The following is a 22,200-nucleotide window of genomic DNA, read 5'->3' on the forward strand; positions in this document are numbered from 1 at the left end:
GGGATAGCGATGTTAGAAGTAAACACAATCAATCAATATTATGGCGGCAGTCATATTCTGCGCGATGTCAGTTTGACCGCGCCTGTGGGTGAGTGTTCTGTGGTACTCGGTCGCAATGGCGTGGGTAAAACCACACTGTTAAAGTGTCTGATGGGGGTTTTACCGATTAAATCGGGTCAAATTTTGCTCGATGGCAAAGACATCAGCAAATTGTCGCCTGAAAACCGCGTGCGCGCAGGCATGGCGTATGTGCCACAAGGGCGAGATATTTTTTCAACCTTAACCGTAGAAGAAAATATCTTGATTGGCATGGCAAAGTTTAAAGGCAGCAAAGCCAAAAAAGTCCCGAGCCATTTGTATGAGATTTTTCCTGTGCTCGATGAAATGAGCCAACGTCGGGGCGGTGACTTGTCAGGCGGTCAACAACAACAACTAGCGATAGCCAGAGCGCTGGCATCTGAGCCACGGGTGCTGATTTTGGACGAGCCGACCGAAGGAATTCAGCCATCGATTATCAAAGATATCGGGCGGGTGATTCGTCGCTTGGCTGACCAAGGCGATATGGCGATTATTTTGGTCGAGCAGTTTTATGACTTTGCCGAAGAACTTGCCGATAACTATACGGTTATGGCACGGGGGCAAGTCATTGCCCAAGGCATGGGCGGTGATATGCCAGAAAAAGGCATCAGGGAGCTAGTGGCGATTTAGTAAATAGCCAACGATACGTGAGTTAGCTTTTAGCCAGATGACAGTCATCTGGCTAAAAATTTGCTGATAAAAATTGATTGATTAAAGAGTGTGATTACGCTGCATTAACCTTCACATGACTTTGGACTAATCATTTTTGAATTAGTCACTTTCGATTAATCACTTTGGACTAGTCATGGCTTCAGGTTTGACCCATTCATCAAATTGGGCGTCAGTCAATAAACCGAGTTCAACGGCAACTTGTTTTAAGGTTTTATTTTCTTTATAAGCAGTTTTGGCAATTTTTGCTGCATTTTCATATCCAACATGTCGATTGAGCGCGGTGACTAACATCAATGAGTTGTGTAGGAAATAATCAATTTTTTCTGTCACAGGCTCGATGCCTACCGCGCAATGATCATTGAAGCTATCACAGGTATCGGCAAGTAAGCGAATCGATTGCAGCAGGTTGTAGCCAATGACTGGCATAAACACATTGAGTTCAAAATTACCCGACGCCCCCGCCATATTGATGGTGACATCGTTACCCATCACTTGCGCGACGACCATCGTCATGGCTTCAGACTGGGTCGGATTGACTTTACCTGGCATGATGGATGAGCCTGGCTCATTTTCAGGGATTTTAAGCTCACCAATCCCACATCTAGGACCTGAAGCCAACCAGCGCACATCATTGGCAATTTTATTGAGGCTCGCTGCCAAGGTTTTTAGGGCACCTGAGGCAAAAACTTCAGCGTCTCTGGCCGCTAACGCTTCAAATTTATTGGGCGCGGTGACAAAAGGCACACCGGTTAATGCAGCTAGGGTTTGCGCGACCTGCTCGGCATAGTCAGGATGCGCATTGAGTCCTGTACCGACTGCCGTACCGCCTAAAGGCAGTTCATACAGACCTTGTAGCGCGGCATCCAGACGAATGAGCGCATGATCTAACTGACTGACATAGCCGCTAAACTCTTGTCCTAGCGTCAAAGGGGTGGCATCTTGCAGATGGGTGCGTCCGATTTTTACAATGCCAGCAAACTGCTCAGATTTGCTTGCTAAGGTGTCCCGCAGTTTTTGCACCGCGGGGATAAGCAGATAGACAATCTGACGCGCCGCCGCTACCCGAATCGCGGTGGGAAAGCTGTCATTGGTAGACTGAGCATGATTGACATCGTCATTGGGATGAATCGGCTGATAACGACCTTTGCTTTGACCGGCAAGTTCATTGGCGCGGTTGGCAAGCACTTCATTCATGTTCATGTTTGACTGGGTGCCAGAGCCTGTCTGCCAAACCACCAAAGGAAATTGGTCACGCAGTGCCCCGTTGATGATTTCATCGGCGGCCTGCACGATAAGGTCACGTTTATCATCACTGATACGCCCTAATTTGGCATTGGTGATGGCGGCGGCTTTTTTGACCAATGCCATGGCTTCAATCAGCGGCTGTGGTAAGGTTTCACCACCGATTTTAAAGTTATTGCGGCTACGCTCGGTTTGCGCGCCCCAGTAAGCATCTATAGGGACGTTGACGGCGCCCATAGTGTCTTTTTCGCTGCGAAATTGCTGGGTATCGGTTTGGTTGTCGGTTGTCATTATTGTTCTCTTTTTTAGTGAATTTTTTGATTCTGTCATTATCAAAGCGGCTGGTTATCGCCACTTATGCACCAAAGCACAGGGTAAAGTTTAACAGAGTTATCGACCATAAAAGTTTGAGAATATGTGTCGTTTGTTATCTTTGTTAAAGTAAGCGGTAAAATGACGGGGGATAACGAAAGATAGTTAACATTTTATTGCGATATGTTGTTGAGCAATCGTTTACTATGAACGAAATTTTGCCAGCGTTGGTAGATTTTTTGGCCTTTCGATACGCTTTGGGTTGCTATCTAGCACTGTATAAATTTACCTAGCGGGTAGGTAGCAAAAAAATAATTAAAATAGCCATCGTTATCATTATCATCATTAAGCAACTATTATTAAGAAGCAATTATCATTAAGCAAATTTGACGGTATGAAAAAATCACAACAACTTCCAGATTTTAGTTCGGTCGGCACGCTATGGCGACCGTTTTTGTTTTTCTTGTTGCCTTTATTGCTGACCAATATCCTGCAATCGCTGTCAGGAACGATTAATACCATTTTTGTTGGGCAGATGCTAGGGGTGCAGGCGATTGCCGCCGTATCGGTGTTTGCCCCAGTGCTGTTTTTTTTGATGGCATTTATCATCGGTATCGCTTCAGGCTCATCAATTTTGGTAGGGCAGGCTTGGGGTGCCAAAGAGTTGGATTTGGTCAAACGAATTACCGGCAATAGCTTTGCAATTATTTTGATATTAGGGGTAATGATTGCGATTACGGGCAGCTTGCTCAGTCAATTGATTATTGTGCAGATGGGCGTCCCTGCTGAGATTCAAGGCTTGGCAAACCGTTATGCCAAATTGATGTTGGCAGGAAGTCCGCTACTGTTTTTATTTATCGCTTATACTTCGTTATTGCGCGGGGTGGGCGATTCGGTGACGCCCTTGTTTGCCGTGGGTATTTCTATTGTGATTGGGATTGTGGTGACGCCTGCGCTCATTCAAGGTTGGTTTGGGTTACCCAAGCTAGATATCCAAGCCCCTGCCATTGCGACTTTATTGTCACAGCTGTTGGTATTGCTGTTTTTGTTTTTTTATACCCGTGCCAAAAATCACCCCTTACAAATTGATACTCAATTACTCAAATATATACGCATCCAACCCGACATCGCGCGTAAAGTGATTCGGCTGGGGTTGCCTACCGCGTTTCAGATGGTCACGGGCGCGATATCTGGCTTGGTGATTATTGGGCTGGTCAATGGCTTTGGTACCAATGCTACCGCAGCTTATGGCGCAGTCAACCAAGTGTTGAGCTATGTGCAATTTCCTGCCATGTCGATTGCGATAGCGGCATCAATTTATGCCTCGCAAGCGATTGGCGCAGGTAAAGCGAGTGCCTTAAACTGCGTCACTCGCACTGCCATGTTGACCAATCTCATTATTACGGGTGGGTTGATTGTTTTGGCGTATCTTTTTTCCCGTTATTTGATGGCGATGTTTATCACGGTGGAAGGCGTGATTGTGCTGGCACAGCAGTTATTGCACATTGTGTTATGGAGTTTGCTTTTTTTTAGCAGTGGCATGATTTTTAGTGGCATGATGCGCGCTACTGGGATGGTGTGGCAGCCTATGTTTATCAGTATCGGCAGTATCTTATTGGTAGAGATTCCCAGTGCGATTTTACTCAGTCGTCATTTTGGACTGCAAGGCATTTGGTGGGCGTATGTGGCGAATTTTATAGTGATGAGCGTTTTACAAGGCTTGTATTACCAATTTGTTTGGAAGAAAAAAGCGGTCGAGCGATTGGTGTAAGTAGTATTTATTTCAATCTGGCAAAAGTAAGCCATCTAGATACCGACAGCGACTATTGTCCAAAACCGCCGCATACGCTAAGCTTAGATAATGATATAGCGAGATTTTGCTGTATCATTATCTTGCGGCTGCAGCGCTTGACATCCCAACAAACAATCATACCAACAGGCAATCATGCGTATCTGACTTACCAGCTTGACGTCATCAAATGCGAGCATCGGTATTATTCGCTTGATTTAGCCGCTTGATAAAGCCTTGAATTCATTAACGGATTGCCGCAGTCAAGCCATATCCGATGACTGACAAATCTGATAACTACCAAGTCTGATGGCTAACTAATCTGTTAGCTACCCAATCTATTGGCTAAGAGGCGCTTTTTTTCCAACCGGGTAAATGATAATTAAACGCCAGCGCGGCAATACGCAGTCCTGTGGTGGTGACGGTACTGATGAACATAATCATCCAAGCGGCAAGCGAGCTGTAAACTGCCAAAATCGCATACACCCAGCCGCCAACCAACGCACACATGGCATACGGACGATGGTCAAAAAACGCGGTGGGCATCTCACCACAGGCGATATCACGCATCACCCCGCCAAATACCCCAGTGATAATCCCCATGATGACTGACACCGCCATCGGCATACCGCTTGCCAGTGATGCTTGTACCCCAGAGGCGACAAACAAGCCCAACCCTAACGCATCTGCCAATTGAATCGCTGCAGGCGTAATACGAAACGGGCGGCGGCTATTGACTAGCATCACCACAATACAAAGCGCAAACACCAGCCATAACATCAGCTCTTGGGACACCCAAAAAAACGGACGCCGCTCTAGCAAAATATCACGCAGCGTACCACCCCCATACGCCGATAAAAATCCCAGCACCGCTACCCCAAACATATCCATACGTTTGCGCACACCTGCCAAGATACCTGACAAGGCAAAAGCAATGGTGCCGATGACTTCTACGGCGATTCTGAGTGATTCACCCCAAGGTGCCAAATCAGTTAGCTGCATAGTATAAAAACCAAACAATCATAAAAAATCACATCATACCATACCCACCAAAATAACCGCCTACCAAAAACCCAAGGTACTTGCATTATCTATGGCAAGGCAATTGAACTATAACCACTGAATTGCCTAAGACAGGTCGATATAGATGGGAGCGCATTATTTCAAGAACGGTATATGCCATAAATGGCATAACCAAAAACGCGGTATAAATCGACAGGGGAGGACACAGTGAAGAACCTGCTAGATGGTTTGACGTGGGTTTATTTTTAACTGTGTGACAGTTGCTATTGCCAATAGCTCACCGGTGAGTCTTCAAGTTCAGCCAGAATTTTTCTCAGCCCATCTGACCAGTGTTGGCGGATGCTGGCAAAGTACTCATCGTTTTCATCAATGCGATACCCTTGTGGCATCTGTAGGCTGTCATTGTGATAGACCAACACATCAATGGGCATACCGACGGATAAGTTGGAGCGGATGGTTGAATCAAAAGAAATCAGAATGGCTCGCATCGCTGATTTGAGTGATGCGTCATAATTCATGGAGCGGTCTAAAATAGGCTTGCCGTATTTACTTTCGCCTAACTGAAAAAAAGGCGTATCGGTTGTTGCTCTGATGCAATTGCCTTCAGGGTAGATAAAATAAATTTCGGGGGATTGCCCCTTGATTTGCCCACCCAAAATAAAACTGCTTCTAAACTTGGTATCCGTTTCTTGTGCGATGGTTTGGGCATGGATGGTGGTTTCTCGCAGGCACTCACCCACCAATTGCGCGGCATCATACAGGGTAGGGACGGTATGAAGATTACGCTCTTGCGCAAGTTTGATGGCGTTATCTAATTTGGTAAATACCGCTTGTGACGTCGCCAAGTTCCCCGCGGTTTGTAGCACCAAAAACCGCTCGCCTTCAATGCCGTATTGATACATTTTGCGAAACATCGATACTTGGTCGACGCCCGCATTGGTGCGAGTATCACTGGCGAAAATCATCCCGTCTTTGAGTCGGATACCCACACAATAGGTCATGGTTGTTCCTCTTTAGCAAATACTGGTTTAGCAAATATTGGTTTAGCAAATAGTGGTGAATCAATAGTGGCAAATTACTGCTGCGCTGCAAACTGCGCGTTAAGCTGCGGTATATACTGGGGGCTTGTAGATACCATGACTTGACTATACAGTCGCTCGTCACCGCCACCTGTTCGCACCCCGCGCACTGGCGCCGCATCGGCATAGTCACGCCCAAAGGCGATATAGACGTGAGAATTGGGGGTAAAATGTTGGTTAGAGATATCAAAGGTGTACCAATTACCCGCAAGCCAGACCTCTGCCCAGGCATGGCTTGCCATATGCGCTTGGGTTGCTTCATAAATATAACCCGATACATAGCGCGCTGCAATGCCTTTATCCCGTAGCAGTGCCAAAAATACATGGGTATGGTCTTGGCACACCCCAGCCGCCATCGCAAACGCTTGCTCTGCTGTGGTGCCGACATGGGTCACGCTTTTGGTATAGGGCATTTTATCGAGCAAGTCTTTTGCCAATGATTTGAGGATGGCTAACTGGGAATCGATGTCCTCACTTTGCAAAAACTGCTCAAGCGCGTCATGGGCAAAGTCACGCATGGCTTCGGAGCATTGGGTCAGCTTGGTGGGGACGGCAAAAATCTGATACGGCACTTGCTGATTGTCAGGGATAAATAAGGTATCAGCGTTAATTTCTACTTCACCAAAGGCTTGAATTTGCAAATTGTTGTGCGGTTCGTGACGGCTTAGGGTGAGCCATTGGTTGCCAAAGCCATCCGTTTGCATTTGTGCGACTTTAGGCAGCATCACTTGCCAGTTATGGATGGTTTGGTGGGGCAGTGTCATCGGCGTCATGCGGATGTATTGCACACTGCGTAAGGCAAGTTGTTCATAAAAATAATTGGTTTGGTGGCTGATTATAAGTCTCATTGTGCTCTCACTAACTGCTTATTTTTGTCAAAATGATGGTAGTCATCTAATAGATTTGGCTTATACACCTTGCTGTAAAATATTTGAAAACGCGCCCGATAGTGACTGAAAATCTTTGGGTTGATTAGACTTTAACAGTTGGTTGACCAATCGATCCAGCTCACGCCAGCGGGTGTTTTCTGGCAATGTATTAACAACTTCTTTAAGTTTTTGCACGCACTCACGGCAATCTTTTTTCATCAATATATGACAGTCCAGCGATTCAAAACATTGTCCGAGTTGCCAAAACGTGACCACAATCGGGTTTTCTTGTTGCATCGACGCATTGCAGGCATAGAGCTGTAGGCTAGCAGCGCGGTACGCTCCTGTATTGGCTAACCGTTTGATAAGGTTATAAAGTTCAGCCGTATCTTTGCCAATAACGCCTTTGACGTCTTGGACATTTTGCTCGATAAAGCCAATGGTTTCAGGCACCTTTTTGTTGGCAAGGTAGTCATATAGGGCATCAGCATCGGCTGAAATCGGCAAGCCAAGATTGTGCACGATTGCATCGACATCTGTTTGGCTGCACTGGTCATTTGACAGGCGTGTAATGATTTGTTCATAGTAGCGTAAGCGCTCACTGTATCGACCTAGCCACACTAAGTAGCTCGCTGTTGATAACAGTAAAATTAAGCGATTATGGTTGATATTTTCATACGCCAATAAAGTCGATGATTGCGATTTTCGTTCATGGTTGGTTTGAATGGTGCCCAAATGAGCGGGGCCTTGTTTGCCGCTGAGTTTGCCATTGACGGTATCGACCACCCAAGTGTCTTTTACCCCACCGCCTTGGGATGAGTTGACCACCAATGAGCCTTCGGTCATTGCCACTCGCGTCAATCCGCCTGGCACAATATCCACTGTGCCATCGCCATGTGACAATACAAAAGGACGCAAATCAATATGGCGCGGTGCGATGCCACTGGCAACCGCGGTTGGGTTGGTGGACAAGCTAATGGTCGGCTGGGCGATAAAACCTGCTGGATTGTCTAGTAAACGTTTGCGGTAAGCGGCAATTTGCTCTTTGCTTGACGTCGGTCCTATCAGCATCCCATATCCCCCCGAGCCCTGTGTTTCTTTAATCACCAACTCTGGCATATGGTCGAGCACATATGCCAATTCATCGGCATCACTGCATTGATAGGTTTGCACATTGGGTAAAATCGGTTTTTCACCCAAATAATACTCAATTATCTTGGGTACAAACGGATAAAGGCTTTTATCGTCAGCAATCCCTGTGCCTGGGGCGTTGGTTATCACCACATTGCCTGCGCGATACGCACTCATCAGCCCTGACACCCCCAAGATTGAATCGGGCAAAAACGCCAACGGGTCCAAAAATGGGTCGTCAATACGGCGATAAATCACATCCACTTGTACCTTGCCGCGTACCCCTTGGATGTAGACATGGTTGTTTTCTACAATCAAATCATAGCCATGCACCAAGGGCACATTCATCTCACGCGCCAAAAACGCATGTTCATAATACGCACTGTTAAAACGTCCCGGGGTGAGTACCACGATTTGTGGGTCGTATTTGTTGGTGGTGCTTGATAGACACGCCTTTAACCGTTTTGGATAGTCCGCCACCGGCAACACCGATTGAGATTGGTAGAGTTTACTCAGTAAGGTTTGTGACACATTGCGGCTCTCGAGCATATAAGAGACGCCAGAAGGGGTGCGTAAGTTGTCCTCGAGCACACAATATTGTCCGTGCTGGTCGCGAATCAAATCAATGCCGCTGATATGGGCATAGACGGGTTTATCCAAGTTGATACCCAGCATCCACGGCTCGTAGCCACTGTTTTTAAACACAAACTCGCTTGGCACAATGCCTTCTTTGACAATCGTCTGTTCGTGATAGATATCATGGATAAATTGATTGAGCGCGCGGATACGTTGTTGGCAGCCTTTTTCCATCACTTGCCATTCTTGGATGTCAATGATGCGCGGGATGATATCAAAGGGTATCATGCGCTCAATGTTGCTGGCATCGCTATACACAGTGAAGGTCACGCCGCGGCGATAAAAAATATCCGATGCTTGGTTATTCAAACTAATTAACGTGTCTGAATTCATTTCTTGAAGCCAAGCACCCACCTGTTGTGCCGAATGTCTATATTGCCCATCGGCGAGTTGCAGTTCATCAAATGCTTTGGCAATTGGCATTATTGGCTCCTTATGTATGACAAAAGATGGAATAGTTTTTGCCTCACGATGGCAGACATTTTCTTGACAGATTATTCTATAAATAACTTATTAAATAATTCATCAAGTTTCATGCCAAAAAAAACAAAGCAAAAGGCATAAATAGTTGAAAAATAGATTAAAAATCGCTCAATTTTGCCCCAAAATTAATCGAATTATTGAAGTTGGTGCAGTGTAAAACAAAAAATCTATGCCATAGGCGCATAAAAATCATGACATGAACCAAATTGATGCAAGAGAAATATTTTGGTGAAAAATTAAACGAATATTTTTCTACTAAATTGTTGTTATATGAAAAATTTTTTTATTAAAAATTATTGCAATACATAATCAGATAATGCGCATACTAATAGCAATAGTCAATACCCAACTTGTACAATTCAAACAACCTGAACCAGTCGGATGCCGGCTTCGTTGATTACTCGAACCTAAGGCTCGTGACCTAAAGGGTAAAAGCAGTTAACAGGCTAATCGTTTTTTACGCTAATCGTTTTTTATTAAGTTCTCCCCCAAAAAATCAATTAATAAGCGTATTTTTAAATTTAAAAATGCCCGATTCATATAGACCGCATAAATCGCTACGCTGCTAAATGGCTGCTCAAACAATTTGACCAGTCGTCCTTGCGCAGTCTCATCCTCAATCAGCCATTCGGGCAATATCGCAGCGCCCATGCCTGTCAGCGCCATCTGTGCCATCATCACGGTGTTATTACTGCTGTTATAGGGTTTGAGTGTGGTTGCCATGTGCGTATAGTTGGGTAAAATCCCTGGCAGGTTAGTGAGCGCCTCTACAGACGTAGGCGGCTCGTGCTGCGCAAGAAAACGCGGACTTGCGACATAATAAAAATCTATTTTACCGAGCGGTTTCACAATCAAATTATCTTGTGGCGTGTTGACCACCCGCAGCGCTAGATCATAGCCCGCAGCAATCAAATCGGTGAAGCGATTTTCCAAATCAACTGTTAGCTCAATTTTTGGGTAATCTTGCTGGAATTTGGCAAGCAGATTGACAAAATAGGGTGTGGCAAACCATACCGGTGCAATGATTCGCAGTTTTCCTTCCGGCAATACACTGCCATCGTGTGCCTTGGTTTTTGCCTGCTGCAAAATATCTAGGGCGTGTACTGCTTCTGCGTAGTATTGTTGACCGACTTCAGTGAGGCTCAAATTACGGTTGTTGCGATGTAACAGCTTGGCTTGCACATAGGCTTCAAGGTGTTGTAAGTGTTTGCTGGTCATGGCAAGCGACATATCGAGTGCATCAGCGGCTTTGGTAAAACTGCCTTTTTCTACGATGGTGCGAAACACTTGCAAGCTTTTGAGCGTATCCATACGTATCCTTAAGTGAGTTAACGCTTGAATGCGTCATGTCAATTATCAACTAATAAGAAATAATATATCAATATTTTATGTGTTTTTCTCTTAATAAGATATCAATATAATGGCGTCATCACATATATTCATGAATTTAACTTTAGACTAATAGGACACAACAATGAACAATGTTTCTCGATACCAACCTTATGTACTTGGCTTGCTTCGCATCGTACTGGGCTACACCTTTATGCTACATGGCATGGCAAAATTATTTGGGGTGCCGCATGTGGCGATGTTTGATGGCTTGCAATTGTTTTCGCTGATGGGCTTAGCAGGCGTGTTAGAATTGGTCGGTGGCGTGTTACTGATTTTGGGCTGGTTCACGCGTCCTGTCGCTTTTATTCTGTCAGGTCAAATGGCAGTGGCGTACTTTATGATGCACGCGGGCATTGATAATTTTTGGTTGCCACTGCTCAACCAAGGGGAAGCCGCTGTGCTGTATAGCTTTGCTTTCTTATACTTATCTGTCGCAGGCGCGGGTGCTTTCTCCATTGATAATCGCGGACAAGCGGTCAGTGCCTAGTTAATAAAATTTTAGGTAATCAAAATCTTAGGTGATAACAATAGGAGGTCGCCATGAAGGGTTTAACATTAACTGATGTATTCGGCGCAAACATTGACAAGCCAACGCTACCGAGTTTATTTATCTCGCATGGGGCACCGACGATTGCGATCGAAGATACGCCGTTTACTCAGGCGCTGCGTCAGCTCGGCGCAGCTTTACCCAAGCCAAAGCTTATCATCATCATGTCGGCGCACTGGGAAAGTGGCGAGTGGCTGATCAACGCCAATCCAGCCCCCAGCACTTTGCATGATTTTGGCGGTTTTCCTAAAGCGCTATTTGAAATCCAGTACCCCGCAGCCGGTCATACCGCGGCTGCGCAAAGTATAGCCAAGCAGCTAGCGCAAATGCAAGTGGCGGTTAAAGTGGTCGACAATCAACCATTTGATCATGGTGTCTGGACACCGCTGCTACACATGTACCCCAATGCCGATGTGCCAATCGTGCAGGTGTCGTTGCCACACGGGTTTAGCCCTAGTCAGTTGTATCAGCTTGGGCAGTTGTTTGCGCCGCTACGGCAACAAGGGGTGTTGATTGTGGCATCGGGTAGTATTACCCATAACTTGTATGGCGTGCGTTTTAACAGCCAACAGATTGAGCCGCAAGCCAAAACCTTTAAACACTGGATAATAGATCAGCTAAAAACCAATGACAAAACGATGTTTGATTGGCAGACGCATAGCTTGGCTCGCCACAATCACCCAACGCCCGAGCATTTATTGCCTGTATTTTTTGCGCGGGGCGCAGGGGATGTGATGTCGGTGGTGCATGAAAGCTTTGCTCACTATAATCTGGGTATGGATATTTATCGGTTTGATTAGTGGATAAAAAAAGGCGAATTAACCGCAGTAAATTTGCCTTATCATCAATCTATCGCACAAACTTTATAAGGCTTCATAAAAATATCATTTGTATTGCTTTATTTTAGCACTTTTACCCAATATTGTAGCGGTTGACTAAGCTTCAAAAAAAGCCTCAAAAAAAGCCATTATTCTAGAATAATGGCTTTTTTATGGCGATAAAAAAGTTTTGATAACTACCTCTTAGGATTAAGTTGAAAATTGTTTACTTGTATGTAAAGGATTGTAGCTAGCCGTCGGCAACCCTGCTATCAATCCTCAATATCTGCTAAAATAACACAGATAATTTTAAACTACTGATAATCAATTATGGGTTTATTTCGTTTTTTTGAAAATCGTCTGGAAGTCTATCCAGAAGACAATTACAACCTACCGACGGATAATTTTCTGAAGTTTCTGTGGGCGTGTACCAAGGGTCTGCGTGGTTGGATTTTTGCCTTCATGTTCTTGACAGGCTTGATAGGCGTGTATGAGTCGCTACTTTATAAGTGGATTGGCGATATCGTCAACTGGCTGGGTGCTTATACGCCCGCTAATCTGTGGGCAGAAAAAGGCGATAGTTTGCTAATGATGGCGGCCGTGTTGGTGGTCAGCCCGATTTTGGTTGGGTTAAGTTCGCTGATTCATTTTCAGACCTTGCAAGGCGTGTTCCCGATGCAGATGCGCTGGCGTTTTCACCGTCAAATGCTCGGTCAATCCATGCAGTTTTATCAAGACGAGTTTTCCGGGCGGGTATCTGCCAAGGTGATGCAAACCGCGCTTGCGGTGCGCGATACCATTATGACCATTGCCGATATGCTGGTGTATGTATTGGTGTATTTTGTCAGTAGTGGCATTATTTTATTTCACCTTGATGGTTGGTTACTCATCCCATTTCTGTTATGGATGGTGATGTTCTTTGCCACTGTGGCGTATTTTATCCCCAAGCTTAAAAACTCTGCCAGTCGCCAAGCCGATGCGCGTGCCTTGATGACAGGGCGGATTACGGATGCGTATGCCAATATCACGACGGTAAAATTATTTAGCCACTCTCGCCGTGAGCTAACTTATGCCAAAGATGCGATGAGCCAGTTTTTGGATACGGTGCATGACCAAATGCGCTGGGTGTCCCGCCTTGAGCTGGTCAATCATTTGATTAATGTGGTATTGGTCGGTACTACGGTAGCGCTCGGTTTGTACCTGTGGTATTACAATGGCCTAAGCGTGGGGGCGATTGCGGCAGCGACTGCGATGGCGATGCGTCTTAACGGCTTGACCCATTGGATAATGTGGCAAACGGCGGCATTGTTTGAGAATATCGGTACCGTGCAGGACGGCATGAAAACCTTGTCAAAACCGCATACCGTGGTAGATAAGCCGAATGCTAGGGATTTACTCATCACGCAAGGCGAAATCAAATTTAGCCATGTCGATTTTAATTATGGTCGCAGTGGCAATAAAACCAATGACACTGATGCCAAGCAAAAACTACTCGATGATTTTAACCTTGAAATTAAAGCAGGTGAAAAAATTGGTCTAGTGGGGCGCTCTGGGGCAGGTAAATCAACCTTGGTGAATTTGCTACTGCGTTTTTATGATGTCGATGGGGGCGCGATTTTGATTGATAATCAAAACATTAGCGATGTCACCCAAGAGAGCTTACGCCAACAAATTGGCATGGTCACTCAAGATACCTCATTACTACACCGCACCGTGCGAGAAAATATTGCCTATGGTCGCCCAGATGCCACCGATGAGCAAATCATCAGCGCCGCCAAACAAGCGCATGCGTGGGAGTTTATCCAACATTTAAGCGACGCAAAAGGCAATGTCGGCTTGGATACCCAAGTCGGTGAACGAGGGGTCAAGCTCTCGGGCGGACAACGCCAGCGCATTGCCATCGCTCGAGTGATGCTCAAAAATGCCCCGATTTTGCTGCTCGATGAAGCGACCTCAGCACTCGATAGCGAAGTGGAATACGCTATCACTGACAGCCTTAACGATATGATGGCAGGCAAGACGGTGATTGCGATTGCTCACCGATTATCGACAATTGCGTCGATGGATAGATTGGTAGTGATGGATAGAGGGCAAATTGTCGAACAAGGCAGCCATGCCCAGCTTTTAGCTCAAAATGGTGTATACGCCAAATTATGGGCAAGACAAAGTGGTGGGTTCTTAGGGGAAGATGATTAAATAAAGGCAGTGCTAACTTACGCTAGATTTGATACCGCCCAAGGGCAAGGGTGAATGCCAAGTCACAAAAGGGGTAGCCATAACCTTTCACTGGGTCTTATAATCAAGTAACCAAGTCACCTTTTAGTCACTAAAAAGTGGCTAAAAAAGTGATTAATTAGGACAATTGGCATGGAAGAACAATGCATCAAGCTAAATGGCAAAAACGCCAAATACTATAACATCAAAAACCCCACCGCCAGCCAGAATGCCCATTTTTACGGCGGTAATGGCTTTGCATTAGGCGTCTATGAGCCACTCTTGAACGACTTAGCGCAACATCTTAACATCACCGCGCTAACCATGCGGGGTGAATGGTACGATAAACCTACCGCGGACAAAATGACTCGTGAAGAAGATGCGGATGTCTTAATAGAATTTTTGCAAAAAACCCAGGACAAACCAATCATCGGTATCGGGCACTCACAAGGGGCAACTGCCACCACCATCGCAGCTGCCAAACGCCCAGATTTGTTTAGCGCGCTTTACTTACTTGACCCTGTTACCTTTACCACTCAGCAAGGCAAGCTTTATGGCCTGGTGCCACGCGTGGTGAAAATGACCCGAGAACCATTTAAAAGTACCCAAGTCAAACAAGCCAACTGGGACAGTGTGGATGCGTATTATCAGTTTCTTCGCCGTCATAAAGCGTACAAACGTATCAGCGATGAACACCTTTTAATTTATGCCAAAAATAGTCTAGAGCCAAGTGAGCGGGCTGAACTTACGTTACGTTTTTCACCCAAGCAAGAACTCGCCAATTATTTTGGCACACCGCTGATTATGAAGCCGTTGCAACAGCTTATTGCCGACAACAAAGTGCCTGTGCAGTTAATCATCGGTAAGCCGTCGATGTTTATCAGTCAACAAGTGCGTCAGATGTGGGATAAATTCGTGCCCAATGAGCAAATGACGGTGCTCAATGATTATGGACATTTACTGCCACTTGAAGCACCAGAATTATGCGCCAAGCTCATTTTTCAAAAGCTGAATTTGACAAGCTAACATGACATTATTTGCCGCCAATCCCAACGAGAATTTGTTGCCCTATGATGGCATTGTCAATGATTTTGGGCAGGTTTTTGACAACCCCGCTTATGAGCCCAATGCGCTTTATCGGCATTTTTTAACGCAGTTACCTTGGCAGCCTGACGTTGTCACAATTTTTGGCAAAACCCATGTCACCCACCGCCAAATCGTGTGGATGAGTGAAAACGATTATCATTATTCTGGACAACGCAAGACGGCAACGCCTTGGACTGCGGATGTTTTGGCATTAAAACAGTACATAGAATTGCTACTGGCTGAGCAACATATGAGCGCAAATTTTAACGCCTGTTTGTTTAATTATTACCCCACAGGCGATGATGGTATGGGCTACCATGCTGATAATGAAAGCGAACTGGGGAATGAGCCTATTATCGCGTCTGTTTCATTAGGGGCAACCCGTAAATTTGTATTTAAGCACCGCATCACCAAGGAAAAAGTCGAGATTCCCTTGCAAAATGGACAGCTGATTGTCATGCGCGGACAAACCCAGCGCCATTGGTTACACAGTCTGCCTAAAACCAAAAAAGTAACGGAAGGTAGAATTAATCTGACCTTCCGTCATATAGCGAATTAAATATCATTTAGCTATCGAGTAGCGCCTGCTAGCTATCGAGAAGCGCCTGCGCCGCAGCAATATCGAGAGTACCTTCATAAATAGCACGCCCTGTGATGATACCTTCAAGATAATCACTGTAGGGTTTTAGATTTTCGATGTCTTGTAAATCCGTCACCCCACCTGAGGCAATCACCGGAATACCGCCTTCTTTTGCCAAGTTGACTGTTTGCTCGACATTGACGCCTTGCATCATTCCATCACGCGCAATATCAGTATAGACGATAGAAGATACGCCTGCATCGGCAAAGCGTTTTGCCAAATCAACCGCTTTGACATCGGTCACATTTGCCCAGCCATGCGTCGCTACCATGCCATCTTTGGCATCAATACCCACAATGATATGACCGGCAAATTCCTGACACGCTTGTTCAACAAATTCAGGTTGTTCGACTGCTTTGGTACCGATAATAATATAGGTCAAGCCTGCTTCTAAATAATGACGGATGGTGTCAAGGCTACGGATACCGCCACCGAGTTGAATGGGTAAATTTGGGTAGGCTTTGGCAATCGCGGTGACGACGTCTTTATGCACCGGTACACCATCGAAAGCACCGTTTAAATCCACCAAATGCAGGCGTCGAGCGCCTTCTTTTACCCAGCGGCTTGCCATTGCGACAGGGTCGTCACTAAATACGGTATCGTCTTCCATACGCCCTTGTTTTAGGCGCACACATTTGCCGTCTTTGAGGTCAATGGCAGGGATAATTAAAGTTGGCGTAGTTGATAACGTCGTCATGGGGTTGTCCTGTTGTCAGTTGGCGCAAATTGAGCTAGGGCGGTCAAAATGCGTGTCGCTAGAATTTGGCGATAATTTTACCGTATAATGCCAACTAAGGTTAAGATATTTTGCATGTGGGTATTAGCATAACAGGGGTCGTGATAATGTTATACGGGGTGATAGCAGGGGTTTTTATCAGCCGTTGCCGTAAAACCACCGACTTTAGGCGGTGGATATAAGGCAACTCATACACTATAACGCTTGCATAAATTTTGCTAAAATAATTTGCATGAAAACACTCAAGCTACGCATACGAGACAAACATAATGATAAACTCAACCGCCTAAGCGGTGCGGTCAATTTCGTGTGGAATTATGTCAATGACTTGAGTTACAAACACCTAAAAAAGACTGGTAAATTCTTTAGTGCTTACGACCTAAACGACTACACCAAAGGTAGCGGTGAACTACTTGGCTTACACAGTCAGACTATCCAAGCCATCAATGAAACCCACGCCAAATCGCGTCGCCAATTCAAAAAAGCCAAACTAAACTGGCGAACCAACAACCCAAATTCAAAACGTAAATCATTAGGCTGGCTACCGTTTAAACAATCTGCCATCAAACACATTGCTACCCACCAAACAGGCAAAAAGGGCTTAAAATCCACCTTACAGCTTAGTTTAGCCAAAGGACAAAAACTAGTCATTGACCTATGGGACAGCTACAACCTTAGCCTATATCAAATTAACACACTAGAAATCGTCCAAGACAGCCGTAACCGTTGGTATGCCTGTATCACCGTCAAAGACTACCCCAAGACACAATGCGGAACGGGTAGCGTAGGCATTGACTTAGGGCTTAAAGACAGTGCCACTACCTCAAGCGGTGACAAACTCACCATCAAGCAAACGCTCAAATATGCCAAAGATTTAGCCACCGCCCAACGTGCCAAAAACAAACAGCGTGTCAAAGCGATCCATGCCAAAATCAAAAACACACGCCAAGACTTAATCCATAAATTTACCACCCAATTAGTCAAAGACAATGCCCTAATCGTGGTCGGTGATATTCAGAGTAATCAATTTAATAGTAAAAAAGGCAAACTCGCCAAATCGGTTTACGATGCAGGCTGGTTTGAACTGAAACGACAACTGACCTACAAATGCGAGAACGCAGGTTGCCGTTTTGAAATCGTGAATGAGAGATACACGACCCAGCGATGTTCGTGTTGCGGTGAAATCACCGCCAATAGTCCGAAAGGTAGAAAATCGCTTGGAATAAGAGAATGGATATGTGCTTCGTGTGGCACATGGCATGATAGAGATATCAATGCCAGTCGGAACATTCTTGCGGTTGGGCTTAACCGTCTTGCAGAAGGAATCCCCTTGCTTTAGCAAGGGGAGGAAGTCAAAGTAGGGTACATGGCGATTGCCTTTGAGCATAACATATTAACCACCACCATTGTGATGGTATCACTGGTGTCAAAAATCATCAATGACCAAAAAATGCGATGGTATTTTGCAGGTCTTATTATGATCGCCGCCAATACAGGCGGCGCTTGGTCACCTGTGGGTGATGACGTAGCTTTAATGTGATTAAACTTGCGCTAACTATAAAAAGTCAAAATTTAGCCCAAAAAGCTATTGATTTTGATAAAAATATGCTAAACTATTGCCCTTTTTGGTGTACCTAAACTTTGCTAAAACTGTATTTATGCCGTTTTTTCAATTGTTTGGGTCTTTTAGGCTCTAACCACTGAACTAGATTCAATTGATTGCATTCACAGAGAGAACATTATGGTAGTTATCCGTTTACAACGCGGTGGTGCGAAAAAACGCCCATTTTATCAAATCGTGGTAACCGACTCACGCAATGCCCGTGACGGTCGTTACATCGAAAACATCGGGTTCTTTAACCCACTAGCGCAAGGTCAAGAAGTGCCATTACGTATCAATGCTGACGCTTACCAAGCATGGATCAACAAAGGCGCACAACCTTCTGACCGTGTTGCCGCTTTATTTAAAGCAGCTAGCAAAGCACAAGCAACTGCTTAATTTTTTATAAAAATTAAGTAGAGCGGACTTTAATATGGCAAAACAACCGACAGACTTGCATACCAATGAGGCTAACGCATCGCTATTTAAAATTGGCGAGCTAAAAAAGCCTTATGGCATTCATGGCTGGCTATGGGTATTTAGCTTTACTGAAGACCGTGAAGCGATATTTCATATGCAGCCTTGGGTCATCAATACTGCTATGGGTCAAAAGACCTTAACGGTAAAAAACTGGCGACAACAAGGTAAAGGTTACGTGGTACAACTTAACGAAGTACCCGACCGCAATATCGCAGAAACTATGTTTGGCGTGAGCCTTTGGGCAGAAAAAAACAATCTGTCCGAGCTTGCAGAAGACGAATATTATTGGTCAGATTTGATTGGTTTGACGGTGATTAGCCAGTCAGAAAATGTCATTTTAGGACGTGTAAAAGAGCTGTTTGAAACAGGGGCACATGCCATTATGGTAGTCGAGCCGACTGCTGATAGTGTGGATGGCGAAGAACGCCTGATTCCTTGGCACAAACAGACCATTGGCGAGGTAAATTTAGCCGAGCAAACCCTGATGGTCGATTGGGGCAGTGATTATTAAACGTTGATAACTAACATTGATGATTAACATTTGCGTATTCATCCTTGATGGGTACCTAGCGTTTATTCGATGTGAGTTTGTCAATCAATAAGGCGTTATTAATGCCAAGCTAAAGTGAGTGTAGCGTATGTTTTTTGCGGTAATAACCATTTTGCCCGAAATGTTTGCTAGTATTACTGACTTTGGCATCACTGGGCGGGCGCTAGCTCGCAAGCAAGCGGAAATCTTGCTGATTAACCCAAGAGATTTTACCACAGACAATTATCGGCGTATCGATGAGCGTCCGTTTGGTGGGGGTCCTGGTATGGTAATGATGGCAGAACCGTTACAAAAAGCCATCGACTACGCCAAAACGCAAGCCAATGCGCGCGGTAAAACCTGTCCTGTGGTGTATTTATCGCCACAAGGCAAGACACTGAGCGAAAGCAGGGTGCTTGATTTTTGCCAATATGACGGCTTGATTTTGTTATGTGGTCGTTATGAAGGCATCGATGAAAGACTACTGAGTCAGTATGTCGATATCGAGTGCTCAATTGGTGATTACGTGCTGACAGGCGGCGAATTGCCCGCGATGGTGTTGATGGATAGCGTGATACGCCGATTGCCCAATGTAATGGGCGATGATTTATCGGCGCAGCAAGACTCCTTCGTGGAGGGCTTGCTCGATTGTCCACAATATACTAAACCGACTGAATTTCAAGGGATGAAAGTGCCTGACGTGCTGTTGTCAGGGCATCATGCCAACATCGCCAAGTGGCGATTTATTCAGCAGGCAACACGCACCCAGTTAAGGCGTCCTGATTTGTGGCAAGCATTTGTGCCAACCAAACAGCAACAAAAATGGCTGACAGAAGCAGCGCAATCTGCTAAAGACAGCAACCCAGATTCATCCACTTGACGGATGCCCTAATCGTGTCGATTGATATCAAGGCACATAAAATTAGCGGGGAGTATGCGCATTTGCTGACATCAACCAACCTTAGTCAGCTTAGCCTCTGTCCCCAGTGAGAGGAGAAAATCTCATGAGTAACAAACATCCTTTGGTTCAACAAATCGAAAATAGCCAGCTTAAGCAAGACGTACCAAGTTTTGGTCCTGGTGACACTGTTGTCGTACAAGTAAAAGTGCGTGAAGGCGACCGTGAGCGTCTACAAGCATTTGAAGGTGTTGTTATCGCTAAACGTAACCGCGGCTTAAACTCTGCGTTTACCGTACGTAAAATCTCTAGTGGTGTAGGTGTTGAACGTGCGTTCCAAACCCATTCACCACAAATTGCAAAAATTGAAGTAAAACGTCGTGGTGATGTACGCCGCGCCAAACTTTACTACCTACGTGACCGTTCTGGTAAATCAGCACGTATCCGTGAAAAACTGTCAGTGCGTAAAGAAGAAGCGCAAGCTTAAGGCTTTAACTGCGTTATTTATTATCTGCCTAAATGGGTTAAACTTTGATTGTCATGGTTTAATCAATACCAAAAAAGCAAAAACCCCAAATAGATTTATTTGGGGTTTTTTGTTGACTAGCTTTATTCTTTTATTAATGGGCTAGTCATGATTAATTAAACTATGTTCTTTGGTATCTTTCATACGTGCATAAACAATCAATGAAATCCCAATCATAATCGTCACATATAAGAAAAACCATTCTTCATGACCTGCTTGCTTGAAGGACAATGCCACATACTCGGCTGTACCGCCAAACAAAGTGTTAGCAATGGCATAGGGTAACGCCACGCCCAACGCACGAATATGCGCAGGAAACATTTCAGCTTTGACCACCGCATTAATTGACGTATAGCCTGTGACAATTATCAAACCAAACAAACATAACGCAAACGCCATCCACGGGTCTGTCGTGCCTGCCAAGGTGCTAAAAATAAAGTAAGTAAATAACACCCCCATCACACCAAATCCTATCATCAGCGGTTTACGCCCGATTCTATCGGATAATGCCCCAGCGACAGGTTGCAAAAGCATAAAAATAAATAACGCAATAGCGGTGATTTGGGTGGCTGACTCTTTACTAAAGCCTGACGTATTGACCAAGAATTTTTGCAAATAAGTGGTGTAAGCATAAAATGCCAACGTACCGCCTGCCGTCAATCCAATGACCGTAAATGCCGCTTTGGGGTGTTCTTTAAATAAAGCCAATGCGCCGGATTTTTTTTGCGAACTACTGGTATCAACTTTATTAAAGGATTCTGTCTCAAGCAAGCCACGGCGAATATAAAATACAAAAAACGCCAACAAAGCCCCAATGACAAACGGAATCCGCCAGCCCCAAGCTTTGAGCTCAGCAGGGGTTAAAACTTGCTGTAGAATAATCAGAAGCACTAGCGCAATTAACTGCCCAGAAATCAGCGTAACATATTGAAAACTGGAAAAAAATCCGCGCTTGTCTTTACCCGCCATCTCGCTGAGGTAAGTGGCGCTAGCCCCATATTCGCCACCAACACTGATACCTTGAATTAAACGAGCAGTCACCAACAGTATTGGGGCGAAAATCCCAATACTGTCATAACCAGGTGTCACAGCAATCATCAATGAGCCTAAGCACATTAATGTTACTGATAGCGTAAGACCTGCTTTACGACCTTTCTTGTCCGCATAAACGCCCATTATCCATGCACCGATCGGTCGCATGACAAAGCCCACCGCAAAAATCGCTGCGGCACTCAGCAATTGAGCCGTTTGGTTGCCTTTTGGAAAAAATACAGGGGCAAAATATAAGGTAAAAGCTGCATACGCATACCAGTCGTACCATTCGACCATGTTACCCGCTGACCCGCCTAAAATAGATTTTAAGCGTGTTTTTTGGTCAATAGTTTCAATCGATTGAGACATTGAAAATCCTTGTCAAAGA

The 22,200-nt window shown here is 45.1% G+C and carries 22 protein-coding genes; 14 read left to right on the top strand and 8 right to left on the bottom strand.

All coding sequences use genetic code 11. The features are described from left to right. Nucleotides 1–9 precede the first annotated feature (9 nt). A complete protein-coding gene (gene urtE, locus RNZ41_RS00570; protein ID WP_007116004.1) occupies nt 10–708 on the top strand; it encodes an urea ABC transporter ATP-binding subunit UrtE in 699 nt (232 codons plus the stop codon). Between the two features lie 159 nt (nt 709–867). Here urtE and fumC read toward each other — a convergent pair whose 3' ends face one another. Continuing rightward, a complete protein-coding gene (gene fumC, locus RNZ41_RS00575) occupies nt 868–2,283 on the bottom strand; it encodes a class II fumarate hydratase (protein WP_282841645.1) in 1,416 nt (471 codons plus the stop codon). A 415-nt stretch (nt 2,284–2,698) separates the two neighbouring features. Here fumC and RNZ41_RS00580 point away from each other — a divergent pair, with 415 nt between their 5' ends. Beyond that, nucleotides 2,699–4,075 (top strand): MATE family efflux transporter, encoded by a 1,377-nt coding sequence (locus tag RNZ41_RS00580; protein WP_007116001.1) that lies wholly within the window; start codon nt 2,699–2,701, stop codon nt 4,073–4,075. After that, complete coding sequence (locus RNZ41_RS00585) at nt 4,042–4,323, top strand: hypothetical protein (RefSeq protein WP_203172484.1); 282 nt, start codon at nt 4,042–4,044, stop codon at nt 4,321–4,323. The genes RNZ41_RS00580 and RNZ41_RS00585 overlap by 34 nt, the downstream gene beginning before the upstream one ends. Nucleotides 4,324–4,438: 115 nt before the next feature. Here the strand turns inward: RNZ41_RS00585 and RNZ41_RS00590 are convergent, their stop codons facing one another. The 5 genes from RNZ41_RS00590 to RNZ41_RS00610 all read right to left on the bottom strand — a co-directional run bounded on the left by RNZ41_RS00590 (nt 4,439) and on the right by RNZ41_RS00610 (nt 10,625). After that, the gene (locus RNZ41_RS00590; RefSeq protein WP_159676789.1) at nt 4,439–5,095 is read right to left on the bottom strand and encodes a trimeric intracellular cation channel family protein; all 657 of its coding nucleotides are present in this window, start codon (nt 5,093–5,095) and stop codon (nt 4,439–4,441) included. A gap of 284 nt (nt 5,096–5,379) precedes the next feature. Continuing rightward, nucleotides 5,380–6,117, bottom strand: coding sequence for a proteasome-type protease (locus RNZ41_RS00595; protein ID WP_076774727.1), 738 nt, complete (start codon nt 6,115–6,117; stop codon nt 5,380–5,382). 74 nt (nt 6,118–6,191) lie between these two features. Next, the gene (locus tag RNZ41_RS00600) at nt 6,192–7,043 is read right to left on the bottom strand and encodes a transglutaminase family protein (protein WP_314027326.1); all 852 of its coding nucleotides are present in this window, start codon (nt 7,041–7,043) and stop codon (nt 6,192–6,194) included. Between the two features lie 60 nt (nt 7,044–7,103). Continuing rightward, the gene (locus RNZ41_RS00605; RefSeq protein WP_314027327.1) at nt 7,104–9,254 is read right to left on the bottom strand and encodes a circularly permuted type 2 ATP-grasp protein; all 2,151 of its coding nucleotides are present in this window, start codon (nt 9,252–9,254) and stop codon (nt 7,104–7,106) included. Between the two features lie 522 nt (nt 9,255–9,776). Beyond that, nucleotides 9,777–10,625, bottom strand: coding sequence for a LysR family transcriptional regulator (locus RNZ41_RS00610; protein WP_314027328.1), 849 nt, complete (start codon nt 10,623–10,625; stop codon nt 9,777–9,779). 163 nt (nt 10,626–10,788) lie between these two features. Between RNZ41_RS00610 and RNZ41_RS00615 the strand changes: the two genes are divergently transcribed. From RNZ41_RS00615 to RNZ41_RS00635, 5 genes are all read left to right on the top strand, one after another. Beyond that, nucleotides 10,789–11,193, top strand: coding sequence for a DoxX family protein (locus tag RNZ41_RS00615; RefSeq protein ID WP_095356669.1), 405 nt, complete (start codon nt 10,789–10,791; stop codon nt 11,191–11,193). A gap of 53 nt (nt 11,194–11,246) precedes the next feature. Next, the gene (locus RNZ41_RS00620; protein ID WP_138018354.1) at nt 11,247–12,053 is read left to right on the top strand and encodes a DODA-type extradiol aromatic ring-opening family dioxygenase; all 807 of its coding nucleotides are present in this window, start codon (nt 11,247–11,249) and stop codon (nt 12,051–12,053) included. Between the two features lie 348 nt (nt 12,054–12,401). Further along, nucleotides 12,402–14,267 (top strand): ABC transporter ATP-binding protein, encoded by a 1,866-nt coding sequence (locus RNZ41_RS00625; protein WP_312115206.1) that lies wholly within the window; start codon nt 12,402–12,404, stop codon nt 14,265–14,267. Nucleotides 14,268–14,438: 171 nt separating this feature from the next. Continuing rightward, complete coding sequence (locus RNZ41_RS00630) at nt 14,439–15,311, top strand: alpha/beta fold hydrolase (RefSeq protein ID WP_314027329.1); 873 nt, start codon at nt 14,439–14,441, stop codon at nt 15,309–15,311. A gap of 1 nt (nt 15,312) precedes the next feature. After that, nucleotides 15,313–15,930: an alpha-ketoglutarate-dependent dioxygenase AlkB family protein gene (locus RNZ41_RS00635; RefSeq protein ID WP_314027330.1), complete on the top strand. Its 618-nt coding sequence runs from the start codon at nt 15,313–15,315 to the stop codon at nt 15,928–15,930. Nucleotides 15,931–15,958: 28 nt separating this feature from the next. On the opposite strand, the gene hisA is transcribed toward RNZ41_RS00635, so the two are convergent. Further along, nucleotides 15,959–16,708 carry a 1-(5-phosphoribosyl)-5-[(5-phosphoribosylamino)methylideneamino]imidazole-4-carboxamide isomerase gene (gene hisA / locus RNZ41_RS00640; protein WP_050325620.1) on the bottom strand — a complete coding sequence of 250 codons (750 nt, stop codon included), beginning with the start codon at nt 16,706–16,708 and terminating at the stop codon, nt 15,959–15,961. Between the two features lie 271 nt (nt 16,709–16,979). Here hisA and RNZ41_RS00645 point away from each other — a divergent pair, with 271 nt between their 5' ends. The 6 genes from RNZ41_RS00645 (at nt 16,980) to rplS (ending at nt 20,741) form a co-directional block, all read left to right on the top strand. Then, nucleotides 16,980–18,086: an RNA-guided endonuclease InsQ/TnpB family protein gene (locus RNZ41_RS00645; RefSeq protein WP_314027331.1), complete on the top strand. Its 1,107-nt coding sequence runs from the start codon at nt 16,980–16,982 to the stop codon at nt 18,084–18,086. 27 nt (nt 18,087–18,113) lie between these two features. Beyond that, nucleotides 18,114–18,287, top strand: a complete 174-nt coding sequence (locus RNZ41_RS00650) for a hypothetical protein (protein WP_174901006.1) — start codon at nt 18,114–18,116, stop codon at nt 18,285–18,287. Between the two features lie 201 nt (nt 18,288–18,488). Further along, nucleotides 18,489–18,746 (top strand): 30S ribosomal protein S16, encoded by a 258-nt coding sequence (rpsP, locus tag RNZ41_RS00655; RefSeq protein ID WP_007115987.1) that lies wholly within the window; start codon nt 18,489–18,491, stop codon nt 18,744–18,746. A 34-nt stretch (nt 18,747–18,780) separates the two neighbouring features. Further along, a complete protein-coding gene (gene rimM, locus RNZ41_RS00660; RefSeq protein ID WP_201665363.1) occupies nt 18,781–19,338 on the top strand; it encodes a ribosome maturation factor RimM in 558 nt (185 codons plus the stop codon). Between the two features lie 127 nt (nt 19,339–19,465). Beyond that, nucleotides 19,466–20,236: a tRNA (guanosine(37)-N1)-methyltransferase TrmD gene (gene trmD, locus RNZ41_RS00665; RefSeq protein WP_314027332.1), complete on the top strand. Its 771-nt coding sequence runs from the start codon at nt 19,466–19,468 to the stop codon at nt 20,234–20,236. A gap of 124 nt (nt 20,237–20,360) precedes the next feature. Further along, nucleotides 20,361–20,741, top strand: coding sequence for a 50S ribosomal protein L19 (rplS, locus tag RNZ41_RS00670; protein WP_007115984.1), 381 nt, complete (start codon nt 20,361–20,363; stop codon nt 20,739–20,741). 141 nt (nt 20,742–20,882) lie between these two features. Here rplS and RNZ41_RS00675 read toward each other — a convergent pair whose 3' ends face one another. After that, nucleotides 20,883–22,181 (bottom strand): MFS transporter, encoded by a 1,299-nt coding sequence (locus tag RNZ41_RS00675; protein WP_314027333.1) that lies wholly within the window; start codon nt 22,179–22,181, stop codon nt 20,883–20,885. Nucleotides 22,182–22,200 lie beyond the last annotated feature (19 nt).

This window comes from Moraxella sp. DOX410 (genome assembly GCF_032248735.1).
Taxonomy (GTDB): Bacteria; Pseudomonadota; Gammaproteobacteria; order Pseudomonadales; family Moraxellaceae; genus Faucicola; species Faucicola tetraodonis.

Bases quoted from the DNA above. Each gene is read 5' to 3' on its own strand.
- RNZ41_RS00580 (WP_007116001.1), top strand. From the start codon at position 2,699: ATGAAAAAATCACAACAACTTCCAGATTTTAGTTCGGTCGGCACGCTA.
- RNZ41_RS00605 (WP_314027327.1), bottom strand. From the start codon at position 9,254: ATGCCAATTGCCAAAGCATTTGATGAACTGCAACTCGCCGATGGGCAA.
- RNZ41_RS00675 (WP_314027333.1), bottom strand. From the start codon at position 22,181: ATGTCTCAATCGATTGAAACTATTGACCAAAAAACACGCTTAAAATCT.
- RNZ41_RS00600 (WP_314027326.1), bottom strand. From the start codon at position 7,043: ATGAGACTTATAATCAGCCACCAAACCAATTATTTTTATGAACAACTT.
- hisA (WP_050325620.1), bottom strand. From the start codon at position 16,708: ATGACGACGTTATCAACTACGCCAACTTTAATTATCCCTGCCATTGAC.
- RNZ41_RS00650 (WP_174901006.1), top strand. From the start codon at position 18,114: ATGGCGATTGCCTTTGAGCATAACATATTAACCACCACCATTGTGATG.
- trmD (WP_314027332.1), top strand. From the start codon at position 19,466: ATGTTTTTTGCGGTAATAACCATTTTGCCCGAAATGTTTGCTAGTATT.
- RNZ41_RS00620 (WP_138018354.1), top strand. From the start codon at position 11,247: ATGAAGGGTTTAACATTAACTGATGTATTCGGCGCAAACATTGACAAG.
- RNZ41_RS00635 (WP_314027330.1), top strand. From the start codon at position 15,313: ATGACATTATTTGCCGCCAATCCCAACGAGAATTTGTTGCCCTATGAT.
- RNZ41_RS00630 (WP_314027329.1), top strand. From the start codon at position 14,439: ATGGAAGAACAATGCATCAAGCTAAATGGCAAAAACGCCAAATACTAT.
- RNZ41_RS00590 (WP_159676789.1), bottom strand. From the start codon at position 5,095: ATGCAGCTAACTGATTTGGCACCTTGGGGTGAATCACTCAGAATCGCC.
- RNZ41_RS00625 (WP_312115206.1), top strand. From the start codon at position 12,402: ATGGGTTTATTTCGTTTTTTTGAAAATCGTCTGGAAGTCTATCCAGAA.
- RNZ41_RS00645 (WP_314027331.1), top strand. From the start codon at position 16,980: ATGAAAACACTCAAGCTACGCATACGAGACAAACATAATGATAAACTC.
- RNZ41_RS00615 (WP_095356669.1), top strand. From the start codon at position 10,789: ATGAACAATGTTTCTCGATACCAACCTTATGTACTTGGCTTGCTTCGC.
- RNZ41_RS00610 (WP_314027328.1), bottom strand. From the start codon at position 10,625: ATGGATACGCTCAAAAGCTTGCAAGTGTTTCGCACCATCGTAGAAAAA.
- RNZ41_RS00595 (WP_076774727.1), bottom strand. From the start codon at position 6,117: ATGACCTATTGTGTGGGTATCCGACTCAAAGACGGGATGATTTTCGCC.
- urtE (WP_007116004.1), top strand. From the start codon at position 10: ATGTTAGAAGTAAACACAATCAATCAATATTATGGCGGCAGTCATATT.
- fumC (WP_282841645.1), bottom strand. From the start codon at position 2,283: ATGACAACCGACAACCAAACCGATACCCAGCAATTTCGCAGCGAAAAA.
- rimM (WP_201665363.1), top strand. From the start codon at position 18,781: ATGGCAAAACAACCGACAGACTTGCATACCAATGAGGCTAACGCATCG.
- rpsP (WP_007115987.1), top strand. From the start codon at position 18,489: ATGGTAGTTATCCGTTTACAACGCGGTGGTGCGAAAAAACGCCCATTT.
- rplS (WP_007115984.1), top strand. From the start codon at position 20,361: ATGAGTAACAAACATCCTTTGGTTCAACAAATCGAAAATAGCCAGCTT.